General features: G+C 74.0%; 13 protein-coding genes and 1 pseudogene. 8 read left to right on the top strand and 6 right to left on the bottom strand.

Annotated elements, in window-relative coordinates:
• Positions 1 to 118: 118 nt before the first annotated feature.
• Positions 119 to 1,774, bottom strand: a complete 1,656-nt coding sequence (locus QNO07_RS20220; protein WP_283993604.1) for an FAD-binding dehydrogenase — start codon at positions 1,772 to 1,774, stop codon at positions 119 to 121.
• A 113-nt stretch (positions 1,775 to 1,887) separates the two neighbouring features.
• On the opposite strand from QNO07_RS20220, the gene QNO07_RS20215 reads away from it, so the two are divergent.
• The 5 genes from QNO07_RS20215 to QNO07_RS20195 all read left to right on the top strand — a co-directional run bounded on the left by QNO07_RS20215 (position 1,888) and on the right by QNO07_RS20195 (position 5,557).
• Entirely contained in the window at positions 1,888 to 2,451 is a 564-nt protein-coding gene (locus tag QNO07_RS20215) for an NUDIX domain-containing protein (protein ID WP_283993603.1), read from the top strand.
• Positions 2,452 to 2,460: 9 nt separating this feature from the next.
• Entirely contained in the window at positions 2,461 to 2,868 is a 408-nt protein-coding gene (locus QNO07_RS20210) for a YidH family protein (RefSeq protein ID WP_283993602.1), read from the top strand.
• Positions 2,865 to 3,173 carry a DUF202 domain-containing protein gene (locus QNO07_RS20205; RefSeq protein WP_283993600.1) on the top strand — a complete coding sequence of 103 codons (309 nt, stop codon included), beginning with the start codon at positions 2,865 to 2,867 and terminating at the stop codon, positions 3,171 to 3,173. The genes QNO07_RS20210 and QNO07_RS20205 overlap by 4 nt, the downstream gene beginning before the upstream one ends.
• A gap of 138 nt (positions 3,174 to 3,311) precedes the next feature.
• The gene (locus QNO07_RS20200) at positions 3,312 to 4,334 is read left to right on the top strand and encodes a phosphotransferase family protein (protein WP_283993599.1); all 1,023 of its coding nucleotides are present in this window, start codon (positions 3,312 to 3,314) and stop codon (positions 4,332 to 4,334) included.
• Between the two features lie 5 nt (positions 4,335 to 4,339).
• Positions 4,340 to 5,557 (top strand): acyl-CoA dehydrogenase family protein, encoded by a 1,218-nt coding sequence (locus QNO07_RS20195; protein ID WP_283993597.1) that lies wholly within the window; start codon positions 4,340 to 4,342, stop codon positions 5,555 to 5,557.
• A 96-nt stretch (positions 5,558 to 5,653) separates the two neighbouring features.
• On the opposite strand, the gene QNO07_RS20190 is transcribed toward QNO07_RS20195, so the two are convergent.
• From QNO07_RS20190 to QNO07_RS20180, 3 genes are read right to left on the bottom strand one after another with little or no spacing between them, the layout of a single operon-like run.
• A complete protein-coding gene (locus QNO07_RS20190) occupies positions 5,654 to 6,628 on the bottom strand; it encodes an NADPH:quinone oxidoreductase family protein (protein ID WP_283993595.1) in 975 nt (324 codons plus the stop codon).
• 60 nt (positions 6,629 to 6,688) lie between these two features.
• Positions 6,689 to 7,285 (bottom strand): TetR/AcrR family transcriptional regulator, encoded by a 597-nt coding sequence (locus QNO07_RS20185; protein ID WP_283993611.1) that lies wholly within the window; start codon positions 7,283 to 7,285, stop codon positions 6,689 to 6,691.
• Between the two features lie 44 nt (positions 7,286 to 7,329).
• A complete protein-coding gene (locus tag QNO07_RS20180) occupies positions 7,330 to 8,094 on the bottom strand; it encodes an SDR family oxidoreductase (protein WP_283993594.1) in 765 nt (254 codons plus the stop codon).
• Positions 8,095 to 8,247: 153 nt separating this feature from the next.
• Here QNO07_RS20180 and QNO07_RS20175 point away from each other — a divergent pair.
• The 3 genes and pseudogenes from QNO07_RS20175 to QNO07_RS20165 form a co-directional block, all read left to right on the top strand.
• Positions 8,248 to 8,661 (top strand): annotated as a pseudogene (locus QNO07_RS20175) (hypothetical protein); the annotation flags it as partial.
• Between the two features lie 123 nt (positions 8,662 to 8,784).
• A complete protein-coding gene (locus QNO07_RS20170; RefSeq protein WP_283993593.1) occupies positions 8,785 to 10,224 on the top strand; it encodes an amidase in 1,440 nt (479 codons plus the stop codon).
• 144 nt (positions 10,225 to 10,368) lie between these two features.
• The gene (locus QNO07_RS20165; RefSeq protein ID WP_283993592.1) at positions 10,369 to 10,830 is read left to right on the top strand and encodes a MaoC family dehydratase; all 462 of its coding nucleotides are present in this window, start codon (positions 10,369 to 10,371) and stop codon (positions 10,828 to 10,830) included.
• Positions 10,831 to 10,954: 124 nt separating this feature from the next.
• On the opposite strand, the gene QNO07_RS20160 is transcribed toward QNO07_RS20165, so the two are convergent.
• Positions 10,955 to 11,611, bottom strand: a complete 657-nt coding sequence (locus tag QNO07_RS20160; protein ID WP_283993591.1) for a TetR-type transcription factor C-terminal domain-containing protein — start codon at positions 11,609 to 11,611, stop codon at positions 10,955 to 10,957.
• A gap of 98 nt (positions 11,612 to 11,709) precedes the next feature.
• Positions 11,710 to 12,861: an acyl-CoA dehydrogenase family protein gene (locus QNO07_RS20155; protein ID WP_283993590.1), complete on the bottom strand. Its 1,152-nt coding sequence runs from the start codon at positions 12,859 to 12,861 to the stop codon at positions 11,710 to 11,712.
• Positions 12,862 to 12,918 lie beyond the last annotated feature (57 nt).

Genomic DNA, 12,918 nt, shown 5'->3' with positions numbered 1-12,918 from the left:
GGGGGTGGGGGGGGTGAGCCGCGTGGGGGGGTGGAAGCTGAGCCGCGTGGGGGGTGGGAGCTGAGCCGAGTGGGGGTGGGGGCAGGGACCGCGCGGCGGGCGGCCCCGTGCGGGCGGGTCAGCCCACGGCCTTGGCCGCCGCCCGGCCCGCGGTGCGGCCGGAGAACAGGCAGCCGCCGAGGAAGGTGCCCTCCAGCGAGCGGTATCCGTGCATGCCGCCGCCGCCGAAGCCGGCTGCCTCACCCGCCGCGTAGACGCCCGGCAGCGGGGTGCCGTCCTCGGACAGGACGCGGGAGGACAGGTCGGTCTCCAGCCCGCCGAGCGACTTGCGGGTGAGGATGTTCAGCCGCACGGCCACCAGCGGCCCGGCGGCGGGGTCGAGCAGGCGGTGCGGGGCGGCGACCCGGATGAGCCGGTCCCCGAGGTAGGCGCGGGCTCCGCGCAGCGCCGTCACCTGGAGGTCCTTGGTGAAGGGGTTGGTGATCTCCCGGTCGCGGGCCTCGATCTCGCGGCGCAGCGCCACCGGGTCGATGAGGCCGTCCCCGGTGAGGTCGTTCATCCGGGCGGCCAGCGTGTCGAGGTCGCGCTCGACGATGAAGTCCTTGCCGCGTTCCATGAACGCCCGTACCGGGGCGGGCGCTCCGGAGCGGGCGCGGCCCAGCACCTGGCGGATGCTGCGCCCGGTCAGGTCGGGGTTCTGCTCGGAGCCGGAGAGTGCGAACTCCTTCTCGATGATCTTCTGCGTCAGCACGAACCAGGTGTAGTCGTGGCCGCTGTGCATGATGTGCCGGAGCGTACCGAGCGTGTCGAAGCCGGGGAACAGCGGCACCGGCAGGCGCTTGCCGGTGGCGTCCAGCCACAGTGAGGACGGTCCCGGCAGGATGCGGATGGCGTGGTTGGGCCAGATCGGGTCCCAGTTCTCCACGCCCTCGGTGTAGTGCCACATCCGGTCCCGGTTGATGTGCCGGGCGCCGGCCTGCTCGGCGACGCCGAGCATCGCGCCGTCCACGTGCTCGGGCACGCCGGTGATCATCCGGCGCGGTGGCCTGCCGAGGCTTGCGGGCCAGTTGGCCCGCACCAGTTCGTGGTTGCCGCCGATGCCGCCGGTGGTGACGATCACCGCCTGCGCGCGGAGTTCGAAGCTGCCGGCGGTCTCCCGCGAGGTGGCGGTGCCGCGCGGCGCGGCGGTGGGCACCAGGACGTCGCCGGTGACGGTGTCGACGGAGCCGGCCGAGCGGGAGAGCCCGGTGACGCGGTGCCGGAACCGCAGCTCGACCCGGCCGCGGGCCACGCCCTCGCGCACCCGGCGGGCGAAGGGCTCGACGACACCCGGGCCGGTGCCCCAGGTGATGTGGAAGCGCGGGACGGAGTTTCCGTGGCCGGTCGCGTGGTAGCCGCCCCGTTCGGCCCAGCCGACCACGGGGAACAGGCGCAGCCCCTGCTGGCGCAGCCAGGCGCGCTTCTCGCCCGCTGCGAAGTCGACGTACGCCTCGGCCCAGCGGCGCGGCCAGTGGTCCTCCTCGCGGTCGAACCCGGCGGCGCCCTGCCAGTCCTGCCAGGCGAGGGCGAAGCTGTCGCGGATGCGCAGCCGGCGCTGCTCCGGGGAGCCGACGAAGAACAGGCCGCCGAACGACCAGTGGGCCTGCCCGCCCAGGGACTGCTCCGGTTCCTGGTCGAGCAGGATGACCCTGCGCCCGGCCTCGGCCAGTTCGGCGGTGGCGGCCAGTCCCGCCAGGCCCGCCCCGATCACCACTACGTCCGCGTCATACGCCATGCCCGCAAGGCTTACTCGGCGGTAGTACGCCCGTCAACAGTCGTGCACGCCATTGATCACGGTGTCGCTCGGGAGTCCGCGCAGGGCACCGGGCGGGGTTGTTGAATGGGGGTGTGGACGAGGACGAACTGCTGGACATCGTGGACGCGGACGACCGGGTGGTCGGCCGGGGCAGGCGGGGCGAGGTCACCGCGCGGCGGCTGGCCCACCGGACCGCAGCCGTCCGGGTGCGGGACCGGCACGGCCGGATCTTCGTGCACCGGCGGACGGCGGGGAAGCTGGTCTTCCCCGCCCGTTACGACGTGGTGGTCGGCGGCGTGGTCGGGGCGGGCGAGAGCTACGACGCCGCGGCGCTGCGGGAAGCGCGGGAGGAGCTGGGGGTGAGCGGGCTGCCCCGGCCGGAGCGGCGGCTGAAGTTCCTCTACTCCTCACCGGAGCACCTTTGGTTCGTCCAGGTGTACGAGGTGGTGTGCGGATCGCCGGTGAACCCGCAGGCCTCCGAGGTCGGCTGGTGGGACTTCCTGCCGGAGGAGGAGCTGGAGCGGCGGCTGCCGGAGTGGGACGTGGTGCCGGACGGCCTGGAGTGCCATCGGCGGCTGCGGGAACTGCGGCCCACCCGGCCGGGCGGGCGCGGAGCCCCGGGGCCGTGCCGTGAAGGCCGACCGGCAAGCGCTTAGGGTCGGAGCATGATCGGAAGGGTTGGGGCCCTGGCGGCCACGGTACGGCTGTGGTTCTCCCCGCGGCGGTTGCAGGAGGAGGGCAGTACTCCGGACTACCGCTTCTCGCTCGCCAACGAGCGCACCTTTCTGGCGTGGATCCGCACCGCGCTGGCGCTGGTGGCCGGCGGCATCGCGGTGGACCAGTTCCTCACCGGCCTCGACTGGGCGGTGCGGACCACCATCGCGGTGGCGCTGCTGCTGGGCGGCGCGGTGTGCGCGGTGCGGGCGGTCAACCACTGGACGCGCTGCGAACGGGCGATGCGCAGGGGCGAGGACCTGCCCGTGACCCGCTTCCCCGCCCTGCTCGCCCTGGGCGCGACCGCCGCCGCGGTGCTGGTCGCGGCGGCGGTGCTGCTGGGGCGGACCAGCGGGTGAGCGCCGGGCGCGACCCGGGGGTGCAGCCGGAGCGGACCCGCCTGGCGTGGCGCCGCACCACGCTGGCCGCGTCGGTGGCGGTGCTGCTGTTCGTCCGGCAGGCGCTGGTCTCCGGCAGCGGACCCGAGGGGTGGCTGGCGATCGCCGCGGCCGGCGTGGTGTGGGCGGCGCTGCTGCTGACGGCCCACCGCCGCCTGCGCGGGCTGGCGACGGCACGTCCCGCGCCGGTGGCGCCGGGCACCGTCTGGCTGGTGACCGGGGGCACGCTGGCCCTGGCGGCGCTGGGCTTCGTGCTGCTTCGTTGACCGTTGGCCCGGCACGACCGGCGGGCGGGCGTGACACATCCCGCGCGCCCAGCTCTGGACTCCATACCGACTAGTCGGCATGATCTGTGCTGGCCGGCTGTTCGGTCGTTCCCGTCCCACTCGGTTGGAAGGAGCACGATGACCCAAGGCAACCCGCCGGGGCTCGACCTGTCGCGGCTGCGGGCCCACCTGGACCGGGAGCGGCCCGGCATGGCGGGCGGGCCGCTCAGCGCCGAACTCATCGAGGGCGGGCGGTCGAACCTCACCTACCGGGTGACCGACGGCAGCTCCTCATGGGTGGTGCGCCGCCCGCCGCTGGGCCACGTCCTGGCCACCGCGCACGACATGGCGCGCGAGTACCGGGTGATCAGGGCCCTGGGACCGACCGACGTACCCGTGCCGCGCGCCGACCTGCTGTGCGAGGACCCCGAGGTGATCGGCGCCCCGTTCTACGTGATGGAGCTGGTCGAGGGCACGCCCTACCGCTCGGCCGAGCAGCTCGTGGCGCTCGGACCGCAGCGCACGCGCGAGGTGGTGCTGGGACTGCCCGACACCCTCGTGGCGCTGCACGCCGTCGACCCGCAGGCCGTGGGGCTGGGTGACTTCGGGCGGCCCGAGGGCTTCCTCGAACGCCAGCTGCGCCGCTGGGGCAAGCAGCTCGACGCCTCCCGCAGCCGGGACCTGCCGGGCGTGGACGAGCTGCACGCCGCACTCGGGCAGCAACTGCCCGACTCCCTCGCGGCCACCGTCGTACACGGCGACTTCCGGCTGGACAACGTGCTGGTCACCGGGGACGACCGCATCTCGGCGGTCCTGGACTGGGAGATGTCCACCCTGGGCGACCCGCTCACCGACGTCGGGCTGCTGGTGATGTACAGCGAGCAGCGCCGGGTGGCGGGCGCCCCGATCAGCACCACCCGCGACGCCCCCGGCCACCCCGACCCGGTGGAGCTGGTCGAGCGGTACGCGGCCGGCTCGGGCCGCGACGTGTCCCGTATCGCCTGGTACACCGCCTTCGCCTACTTCAAGCTCGCCGTGATCTGCGAAGGCATCCACTACCGCTTCACCCTCGGGCAGACGGTCGGCGCGGGTTTCGACCGCATCGGCGCGCTCGTCCCGGTACTCACCGACCACGGCCTCACGACCCTGCGGAAAGGCTGACCGCCATGGACTTCTCCCTTGACGACCGGACCGAGGAGCTGCGCAAGCGGCTGCTGGCCTTCATGGACGAGCACGTGCTGCCCGCGGAGGCGGTCGCCGCCGAGCAGCGAGCCGCCCTGGACTCGCCGTGGGACACACCCGCGGTGGTGGAGGAGCTGAAGCAGCGCGCCCGCTCGCTGGGCCTGTGGAACCTCTTCCTGCCGGACGCCGAGCACGGCGCGGGGCTGACCAATCTGCAGTACGCGCCGCTGGCGGAGATCACCGGCCGCAGTCCGCAGCTGGCGCCGACCGCCCTGAACTGCGCCGCGCCGGACACCGGCAACATGGAGGTGCTGGCCGACTTCGGCACCGCGGCCCAGCAGGAGCAGTGGCTCAAGCCGCTGCTGGCCGGGGAGATCCGGTCGGCATTCGCCATGACCGAGCCGGACGTGGCGTCCTCCGACGCGCGCAACATCGAGACGCGCATCGAGCGGGACGGCGACGAGTGGGTGGTCAGCGGCCGCAAGTGGTACATCTCCGGAGCGATGAACCCCGACTGCCGCATCTTCATCGTGATTGGCAAGTCCTCACCCGACGCGGAGGACCCACGCCGCCAGCAGTCGATGGTGCTGGTGCCGCGGGACGCGCCAGGAGTGGAGGTCCGCCGGGCGATGCAGGTCTACGGCTACGAGGACCACTCCCACGGCGGCCACGCCGAGGTCGTCTTCGACCGGGTGCGGGTGCCGGCCGACCACCTCGTCGGGGAGGAGGGCGGCGGCTTCGCCATCGCCCAGGCCAGGTTGGGCCCGGGCCGCATCCACCACTGCATGCGGCTGATCGGCATGGCGGAGCGCGGTGTCGAGCTGATGTGCCGGCGTGCGGTGTCGCGTACCGCCTTCGGCCGGCCACTGGCCGACCAGGGTGTGGTGCAGGAGTGGATCGCCGACGCGCGGGTGGCGATCGAGCAGCTGCGGCTGCTGGTACTGAAGACCGCCTGGCTGATGGACACCGTCGGCAACCGGGGCGCGCACACCGAGATCCAGGCGATCAAGATCGCGGTGCCGCGCACGGTCGTGTCGATCCTGGACCGCGCGGTGCAGCTGCACGGCGCGGGCGGCGTCAGCCAGGACTTCCCGCTGGCCGAGCTGTGGGCGTCCGCGCGCACCCTGCAACTGGCGGACGGCCCGGACGAGGTGCACCAACGCTCGCTGGCCCGCCGCGAACTGGCCCGCTACCGGGCCTGACACGGACGTTCGTCCGCGGACGGCTTCGGCCCCGTCCGCGGACGGCTTCGGCCCGGACCGTGCGGTCCGGGCCGAAGTGCTGTGCCGCGTCGAGGCTCAGGCCGGCAGGACCACCACACGGCCCGTGGTGGTGCCCTCGTACACGCGCTGCACGGCGTCACCCGCGGCGTCCATCGGCACCCGCTCGCTGACCAGCGGGCGGACGGCGCCCCGTTCGGCGAGCGCGGTCAGCTCGGTGTGGCAGTCCCGCACGGCCGCCGGGTCGTGTCTCTGGTAGAGGCCCCAGTGCAGGCCCAGCACCGAGTAGTTCTTCACCAGGGCGTGGTTCAGGCCGGGGGTGGGCACGGCGCCGCTGGCGAAACCGACCACCACCACCCGTCCCTCGAAGGCGATGCACTTGACCGACTTGGCGTAGGCGTCGCCGCCCACCGGGTCGTAGACCACGTCCGCGCCCCGGCCGCCGGTCGCCTCCTTCACAGCTGCCACCAGGTCCTCGGTGCGCCGGTCGATCACCAGGTCGCAGCCCAGCTCGCGGGCCACCCGCGCCTTCTCCGGGCCGCCGACGACACCGATGACGGTGGCGCCGGCCGCCTTGCCGAGCTGCACCGCGGCGCTGCCCACGCCGCCGGCCGCGGCGTGCACCAGCAGCGTCTCGCCCGCCTGGAGTCGGGCCCTGCGGTGCAGGCCGAACCAGCCCGTCTGGTAGCCGATGTGCAGGGCGGCGGCTTCGGCGTCGTCCAGCGCGGCGGGCGCCGGGAGCGCGGTGGCGGCGCTCACCACGGCGCGCTCGGCGAAGCCGCCGCCGGGCAGCACCGGCTGGGCGATGACCCGGCTGCCCGCCTCGGCGCCTTCACCGGCGAGCACCTCGCCGCACACTTCGACGCCGGGAGTGAAGGGCAGCGGCGGCTGCACCTGGTAGCGGCCCATGCAGAGCAGCGCGTCGGGGAAGTTGACGTTGGCCGCCGTGACGCGCACCAGGAGTTCACCCGGCCCGGGTACGGGTTCGGGCACGTCCTCCAGCCGCATCACCTTGCCCGGTTCGCCGTTCTCGTGGACCCGCCATGCCTTCATGTTCTTCCCATCCGGTCGGTCGTCGGTCGTGTCTCTCGTCCGTGCGGTCGGTGCGGCGCTTCAGGGGCGCAGTGCGCGCAGCAGCAGGTCGGCGAGGTGGTCGGCGACCTGCCGCGCGGTCAGCGGCCCGTCGGGCCGGTACCAGGTGCCGAGGTGGTGGATCGAACCGAAGTGGTAGTCCACCACCAGGTCGGCGGGGGTGTCGGAGCGGAACACGCCGCTGCGCTGGCCCTCCTCGATGAGGGCGCGGAAGCGCTCGTGGTAGCGGCGGCGTTCGGCCCGCACCTGCTTCTGCTTCTCGGGGCTGAGCTGGTGCATGGAGCGGAAGAAGATCATCGCGTCGTCGAGGTTCTCGACGGTGGTGACCACCACGTCGGCCGCCGCGTCCCTCAGCCGCTCCTCGACGGGCGCGTCCGCGTCGGCACTGGCGTCGAGCCGCTCCTGCTGGAGCCGCAGCAGCCGGGAGTAGATCTCGTGCAGCAGGTCGTCCTTGGAGCCGAAGTAGTGGTAGAGCGCGCCTTTGGTGACGCCGGCCGCCTCGACGATGTCCTGCACGGACGTCCGGTCGAAGCCGCGGTCGGCGAACAGCCGGGTGGCGGCGGCGAGCAGCCGCTGCGGGACTGGCCCGGGTGCCGCCGGGGTGCCGTCCCCGGTCACGGCGGGGCCGCCGGCGGCGGGGGGCGGGGCGGCTGCGGATGTGTTCACTGTTCCTCCTGCGCCGTCTCCAGCTTCTGCTGGAGTTGGTTCATGCCGAGCAGCCACCGGTCGGGGTCGCCGGCTCGGGCTCGGGCGTACCGGGCGACCTCCGGGTGCGGCAGCACCAGGAAGCGCTCCTCGTCGATGGCGGTGTGTACCGCCTCGGCGACCTCTTCGGGCTCGATGGCGTGCGGGGCGAGCACCAGCGCCCCGGCGCCGCCGGAGCGGCGCAGCATGTCGGTGCGCACGCCCTGCGGACAGACGGCGTGCACGGCGATTCCGCGGTGCCGGTAGGTGACGGAGAGCCACTCCGCGAAGGCGAGTGCGGCGTGCTTGGAGACGCTGTAGGGCGCGGAGCCGACCATGGTGAGCAGCCCGGCGGCGGAGACGGTGGACACGAAGCGGCCCCGTCCGCGGTCGAGCCAGTGCGGCAGCAGGGCCCGGGCGGCCCGCACGTGCGCCATGGTGTTGACGTCCCAGGCCGCCTCCCAGACGGCGTCCTCCGTCTCGGGGCCGCCGGTGGGCGCGATGCCCGCGTTGGCGCAGAACACGTCGACGCGCCCGAGCGCGTCCAGGGCGGCGGGCACCACGTCGGAGGCGTCGCCGGGCAGGGCGGTGCCGCCGATCTCGGCGGCCACCGCACGGGCCCGGTCGGCGTCGAGGTCGTTGACCGCGACGTGCGCGCCCCGGGCCGCGAAGCTGCGCGCCAGCGCGGCGCCGATGCCGCCGCCGGCGCCGGTCACGACGGCGGTCGTACCCTGGTGGTCCACGTGCTGCCTCCTGACGGTGCCCACTGGCGCCCGGACGCAGACTAACCGGTCGGTATGCGGTGCGGAAAGCCTCTGACAAGGGCGGATCCAACCGGCTCCCGGTTACGTCCCATACCCGACGACTCCGGTCGACTCAGTCGGAGGTGGGTTACCTTGGCCGGTTTCAGAGCGCTCGCCGCTCAAGTACGCGACATCAGCCGCACGCCCGCGGAGCGGCGCCAGGCCCTGCGCAAGTGCCTGGAGCGCTTCGCTCCCTACGGGCACCGCGCGACCTGGCACCACCTGTGCGCCCGCGCGGGTCTCAGCCCCGAGGACCGCGAGCCGGACCCGGCGCGGCTGGTCGCGGCGCTGGAGGAGCTGGAGGAGGCCCGGGCGGTGTGGCTTGCGTACGAGGAGGAGTTCGCCCGACGCCGCAAGCGGCAGAAGCACTTCGGCATCCGCCAGCCGACAGCGCCCGACGACTGGCACCGGCGGACCTGGGGCGGCCGGGCGCTGCTGCCCGTGGACACACCCGACGCCGCCCCGCGCAGTCCGCTCGCCGCGGTGCTGCGCCGCCTGATATCGGCGCACCAGGGCATGGAGGGTGAAGCGTTCCGCAGGGTGGTGGTTACTCAGGGGTAGTGCGACGATGCTGCCTGGCACCGCCCCGGGCCGCGGGCGGTGCACGCACCGGACGGAAGGCGGACGGCGATGGCGGAGCTGCACGATCTCAGCGCGACCGAGCAGGCCCGGGAGGTGCGGGAGGGCAGGCTGTCACCGGTCGACCTGACCGAGCACTACCTGTCCCGGATGGACACCCTCGACGGCGAGCTGGGCGCGTTCCTCACGCCGACGCCGGAACTGGCCCGCAAGCAGGCCGCGGAAGCGGAGAGCGAGGCCGCCGCGGCCCGCAGGGAGGGCCGGGCGCTGCCGCCGCTGTTCGGCGTGCCGGTGCCGGTGAAGGACCTGAACATGGTGGCGGGGGTGCGCTGCACGTTCGGTTCCCGCGCCTACGCCGACCACGTGCCGGACGTCGACGACCACCTGGTGACGCGGCTGCGGGCGGGCGGCACGATCATGACGGGCAAGACCAACACGCCCGAGTTCGGTTTGCCCTGCTACACCGAGAACGCGGTGGGCCCGCCCGCCCGCACCCCGTGGGACACCAGCCGCTCGGCGGGCGGTTCGAGCGGCGGCGCCGCGGCGGCCGTGGCCGCCGGCCTGGCGCCCGTCGCGCACGCCAGTGACGGCGGCGGCTCGATCCGCATCCCGGCTTCGGTGTGCGGCCTGTTCGGGATCAAGCCGAGCCGGGGCCGGGTCAGCGGCGGGCCGGTGCTGCACGACATCAGCGGGCTGTCCACGTCGGGGCCGCTGGCCAGGACGGTCGCCGACGCGGCCACGCTGCTGGACGTGCTCGCCGGGCCGATGCCCGGCGACCCGTACGGCGCGCCGTCCCTGCCGCCCGGTGAGACGTTCGCCGGGTACGCCGGGCGGGAGCCGGGCCGGCTGCGGGTGGTGGCGGTCGCCGATCCCCCGGTTCCGGGCGCCGAACTGCACCCGGACTGCCGCGCGGCGCTGGACGGCTCGGTCGCGCTGCTGCGCGAACTGGGCCACGAGGTCGACGAGGTGGCGCTGCCGGCCGACGAGGCGCTGATGGACTCCTTCACCGCGGTGTGGGCGGTGATGGCCAACGCGCATCCGGTGGCCGAGCAGGACGAGGAACTGCTGATGCCGCTGACCCGGCACCTGCGGGAGCTGGGCCGGCAGGTGTCGGGGGTGGCCCTGCAACAGGCGCTGTACGCGTTCCGGGCGCTGGGGCAGATGGTGGCCGACGCGCTGCTCGCCGAGGGCGCCTACGACCTGGTCCTCAGCCCGACGCTCGCCCGCCCGCCGGCCCCGGTGGGCGGGCTGCGCAACGACGCGGACCCGGCGGCGGAGTTCGCCGCGCTGGCCCACTTCACCCCGTTCACGCCGCTGTTCAACGCCACCGGGCAGCCCGCGGTGAACGTGCCGCTGCACTGGAACGCCCAGGGGCTGCCGATCGGTGTGATGCTGGCCGGCCGCTACGGGGAGGACGCCACGCTGGTGTCGCTCTCGGCGCAGCTGGAGGCCGCCCGGCCGTGGGCCCACCGCAGGCCGCCGATGTGGTGAGCCGCTCCCGGGGGCCGAGCGGTGCACGGCCCCCGGGAGCGCTGCGGGTGTTGACGGCGGCCGCCGGGGGGCGTTGACACCGTTCGGGGCGGGCAGCATGCTGAGCAAGCGCTTGGTTACGGATCTCCTGGAGGGCAGTGAAGCATGGCGGAGCCGCGAGTCTTTCCCTCGATCGACGCACTGCGTGCCGCGGTCGGCGAGGTGCTCGGTCCCAGCGACTGGCTGGAGGTGGACCAGAAGCGCATCGACCTGTTCGCCGACGCGACGGGCGACCACCAGTGGATCCACGTCGACCCCGAGCGGGCTGCCGACGGCCCGTTCGGCACCACCATCGCCCACGGCTACCTGACGCTGTCCCTGCTGCCCGTCCTGGTGCCGCAGGTGCTGCGGGTGGAGGGGGTGAGCATGGGCGTCAACTACGGCGTCAACAAGGTGCGTTTCCCCGCCCCCGTACCGGTCGGGTCGCGGCTGCGGGCCACCGTGCGGATCGCGGACGTCACCGAGGCCGGCGGCGGTGTGCAGCTGGCCGCGGAGGTGACGGTGGAACGTGAGGGCGGCGACAAGCCGGTCTGCGTCGCCGAGAGCCTCAGCCGCTTCTACCTCTGAGCCCGCGTGCCCCGGCCCCCGGGACTGTCGCGGCAGCCGGGCCCTCCGGCCCGGCCCGCCTCCCGGCGGCCGGGCCGGTTGCGCGTGCGGCGCCGGGGGCGCATGCCGCTCCCGGCGCGCGGTCCTACTCCCCCACGCCGGGGCGGGCGCCCACCATGCGCAGCACCAGGTCGGCGTAGAACGCGCCGATCTCGTCCGGCGTGCGGCGCCCGCCGGGGCTGTACCAGCGGGCCACGTCGATGCACAGCGACAGCACCGCGAGCGCCGTTCCCCGGCTGTCGGCCACCTCGAAGTCGCCTGCGGCGGCCCCGTCCTCCAGCAGCGTGCGCATGACGTCCTCGGTGCGCCTGCGCATACGGACGATCTCGGCGAGGTGCTCCTCCCCCAGCGCGCTCAGCTCGTACTGCACCACCCGGGCCGTCGTGTGGTGCTCGGCGTGCCAGCGCACGAAGGTGCGCACCGCCGCTGCGAGGCGCTCGGCGTGTGTGCCGCCGCTCTCGGCCGCCTCACTGAGGATGCGCAGCGAACGCTCGTGGCCGACGCGGCTGATCTGGTGGAGGAGTTCCTCCTTGGTCCGGTAGTGGATGTAGAGGGCGGCCGGGCTCATGCCGGCCCGGCCGGCGATGTCGCGGGTGGTCGTCGCGTGGAAGCCGCGTTCGGAGAACGCGGTGATCGCGGCGAGCAGCAGCCGGCGTGCGGCGTCCGGTGCGACGCCGCCCCACGGCTCGCCCGTGGCGGTGCCCTCAGCCCGTGTTCCTGTGCCGGATGCCTCCGCTGCCATGTGGCCGCCCCGCTTCTCCTCGGTGGGGCGAACACCATACAACGAGGGCTGAGCAGCCGCTTAGGGCCATGGGGGCGGGCGCACCGCCGCAGGCGGACTCAGAACGCGGCGACGCCGGTGAGAGCCCGGCCGATCAGCAGCTTGTGGATCTGGCTGGTGCCCTCGTAGAGCGTCATGACCCGGGCGTCCCGCAGCAGCTTGCCGACCGGGAACTCGTCCACGTAGCCGTACCCGCCGAACACCTGGAGCGCGTTGTTGGCAGCGCGGACCGCGGCCTCGGAGGCGAACAGCTTCGCCACCGACGACTCGGTGGCGAACGGCAGCCCGCGGTCGACGTGGTCGGCGACCTGCCAGGTGAGCAGTCGGGCCGCGGAGACGTCGACGGCGATGTCGGACAGCAGCTCCTGGACCAGCTGGTGGCGGGCGATCGGCCCGCCGAACTGCTCCCGCCGGCCCGCGTAGCCGACGGCGGCTTCCAGGCAGGCCTGGGCGATGCCGACGCACCCGGCCGCCACCGACATCCGCCCCTTGGCCAGGGCCGACATGGCGACCTTGAAGCCCTTGCCCTCGGGACCCAGCCGGGCCGAGTCGGGCACCCGTACGCCGTCCAGGGCCAGTTCGGCGGTCGCCTGGCCGCGCAGGCCGAGCTTGCCGTGGATCTCGCGGCGCTCCAGCCCGGGGGTGTCGGCGGGGACGAGGAAGGCGCTGATGCCGCGGTGGCCGGGCTCGTCGCCACTGCGTGCGAAGAGCAGCACCACGTCGGCCCAGGTGCCGTTGGTGATGAAGGTCTTGGCGCCGTCGATGACCCAGTCGCCGCCGTCCCGGCGGGCACGGGTGGCGAGGTTGGCGGCGTCCGAGCCCGTCCCCGGCTCGGTGAGCCCGAAGCAGCCCAGCGCCTCGCCCGCGCACAGCCGCGGCAGCCACTCCTGCCGCTGCTGCTCGCTGCCCCAGGCGGCAATGCTCTTGGCGACCAGGCCCAGCGAGACCGAGAGCACGCCGCGCACGGCCGAGTCGCCGCGCCCCAGCTCCTCGGTGACCAGGCAGTACGCGAGGTGGTCGCCGCCGGAACCGCCGTCAACCTCGTCGATCGTCAGCCCGAGGAAGCCCAGCTTGCCGAGCTGCCGGACCACCGCGAGGTCGATGGACCCCTCCCGGTCCCAGCGGCCCGCGTTGGGGACGATCTCGCGGTCGACGAATTCCCTGGCCACCTGGCGTACGGCAGCCTGCTCCTCGGAGAGTTCCAGATCCACGGCGCACCTCGGCGGGTCCAAGCAGAAATTACCACTGCTAGTTTTATGGGTACGGGG

The sequence above is a fragment of the Streptomyces sp. 549 genome (assembly GCF_030124175.1).
Taxonomy (GTDB): Bacteria; Actinomycetota; Actinomycetes; order Streptomycetales; family Streptomycetaceae; genus Streptomyces.
Note: the sequence above shows the minus strand (reverse complement) of the source record. Positions and strands in the feature narration are given on the sequence as shown.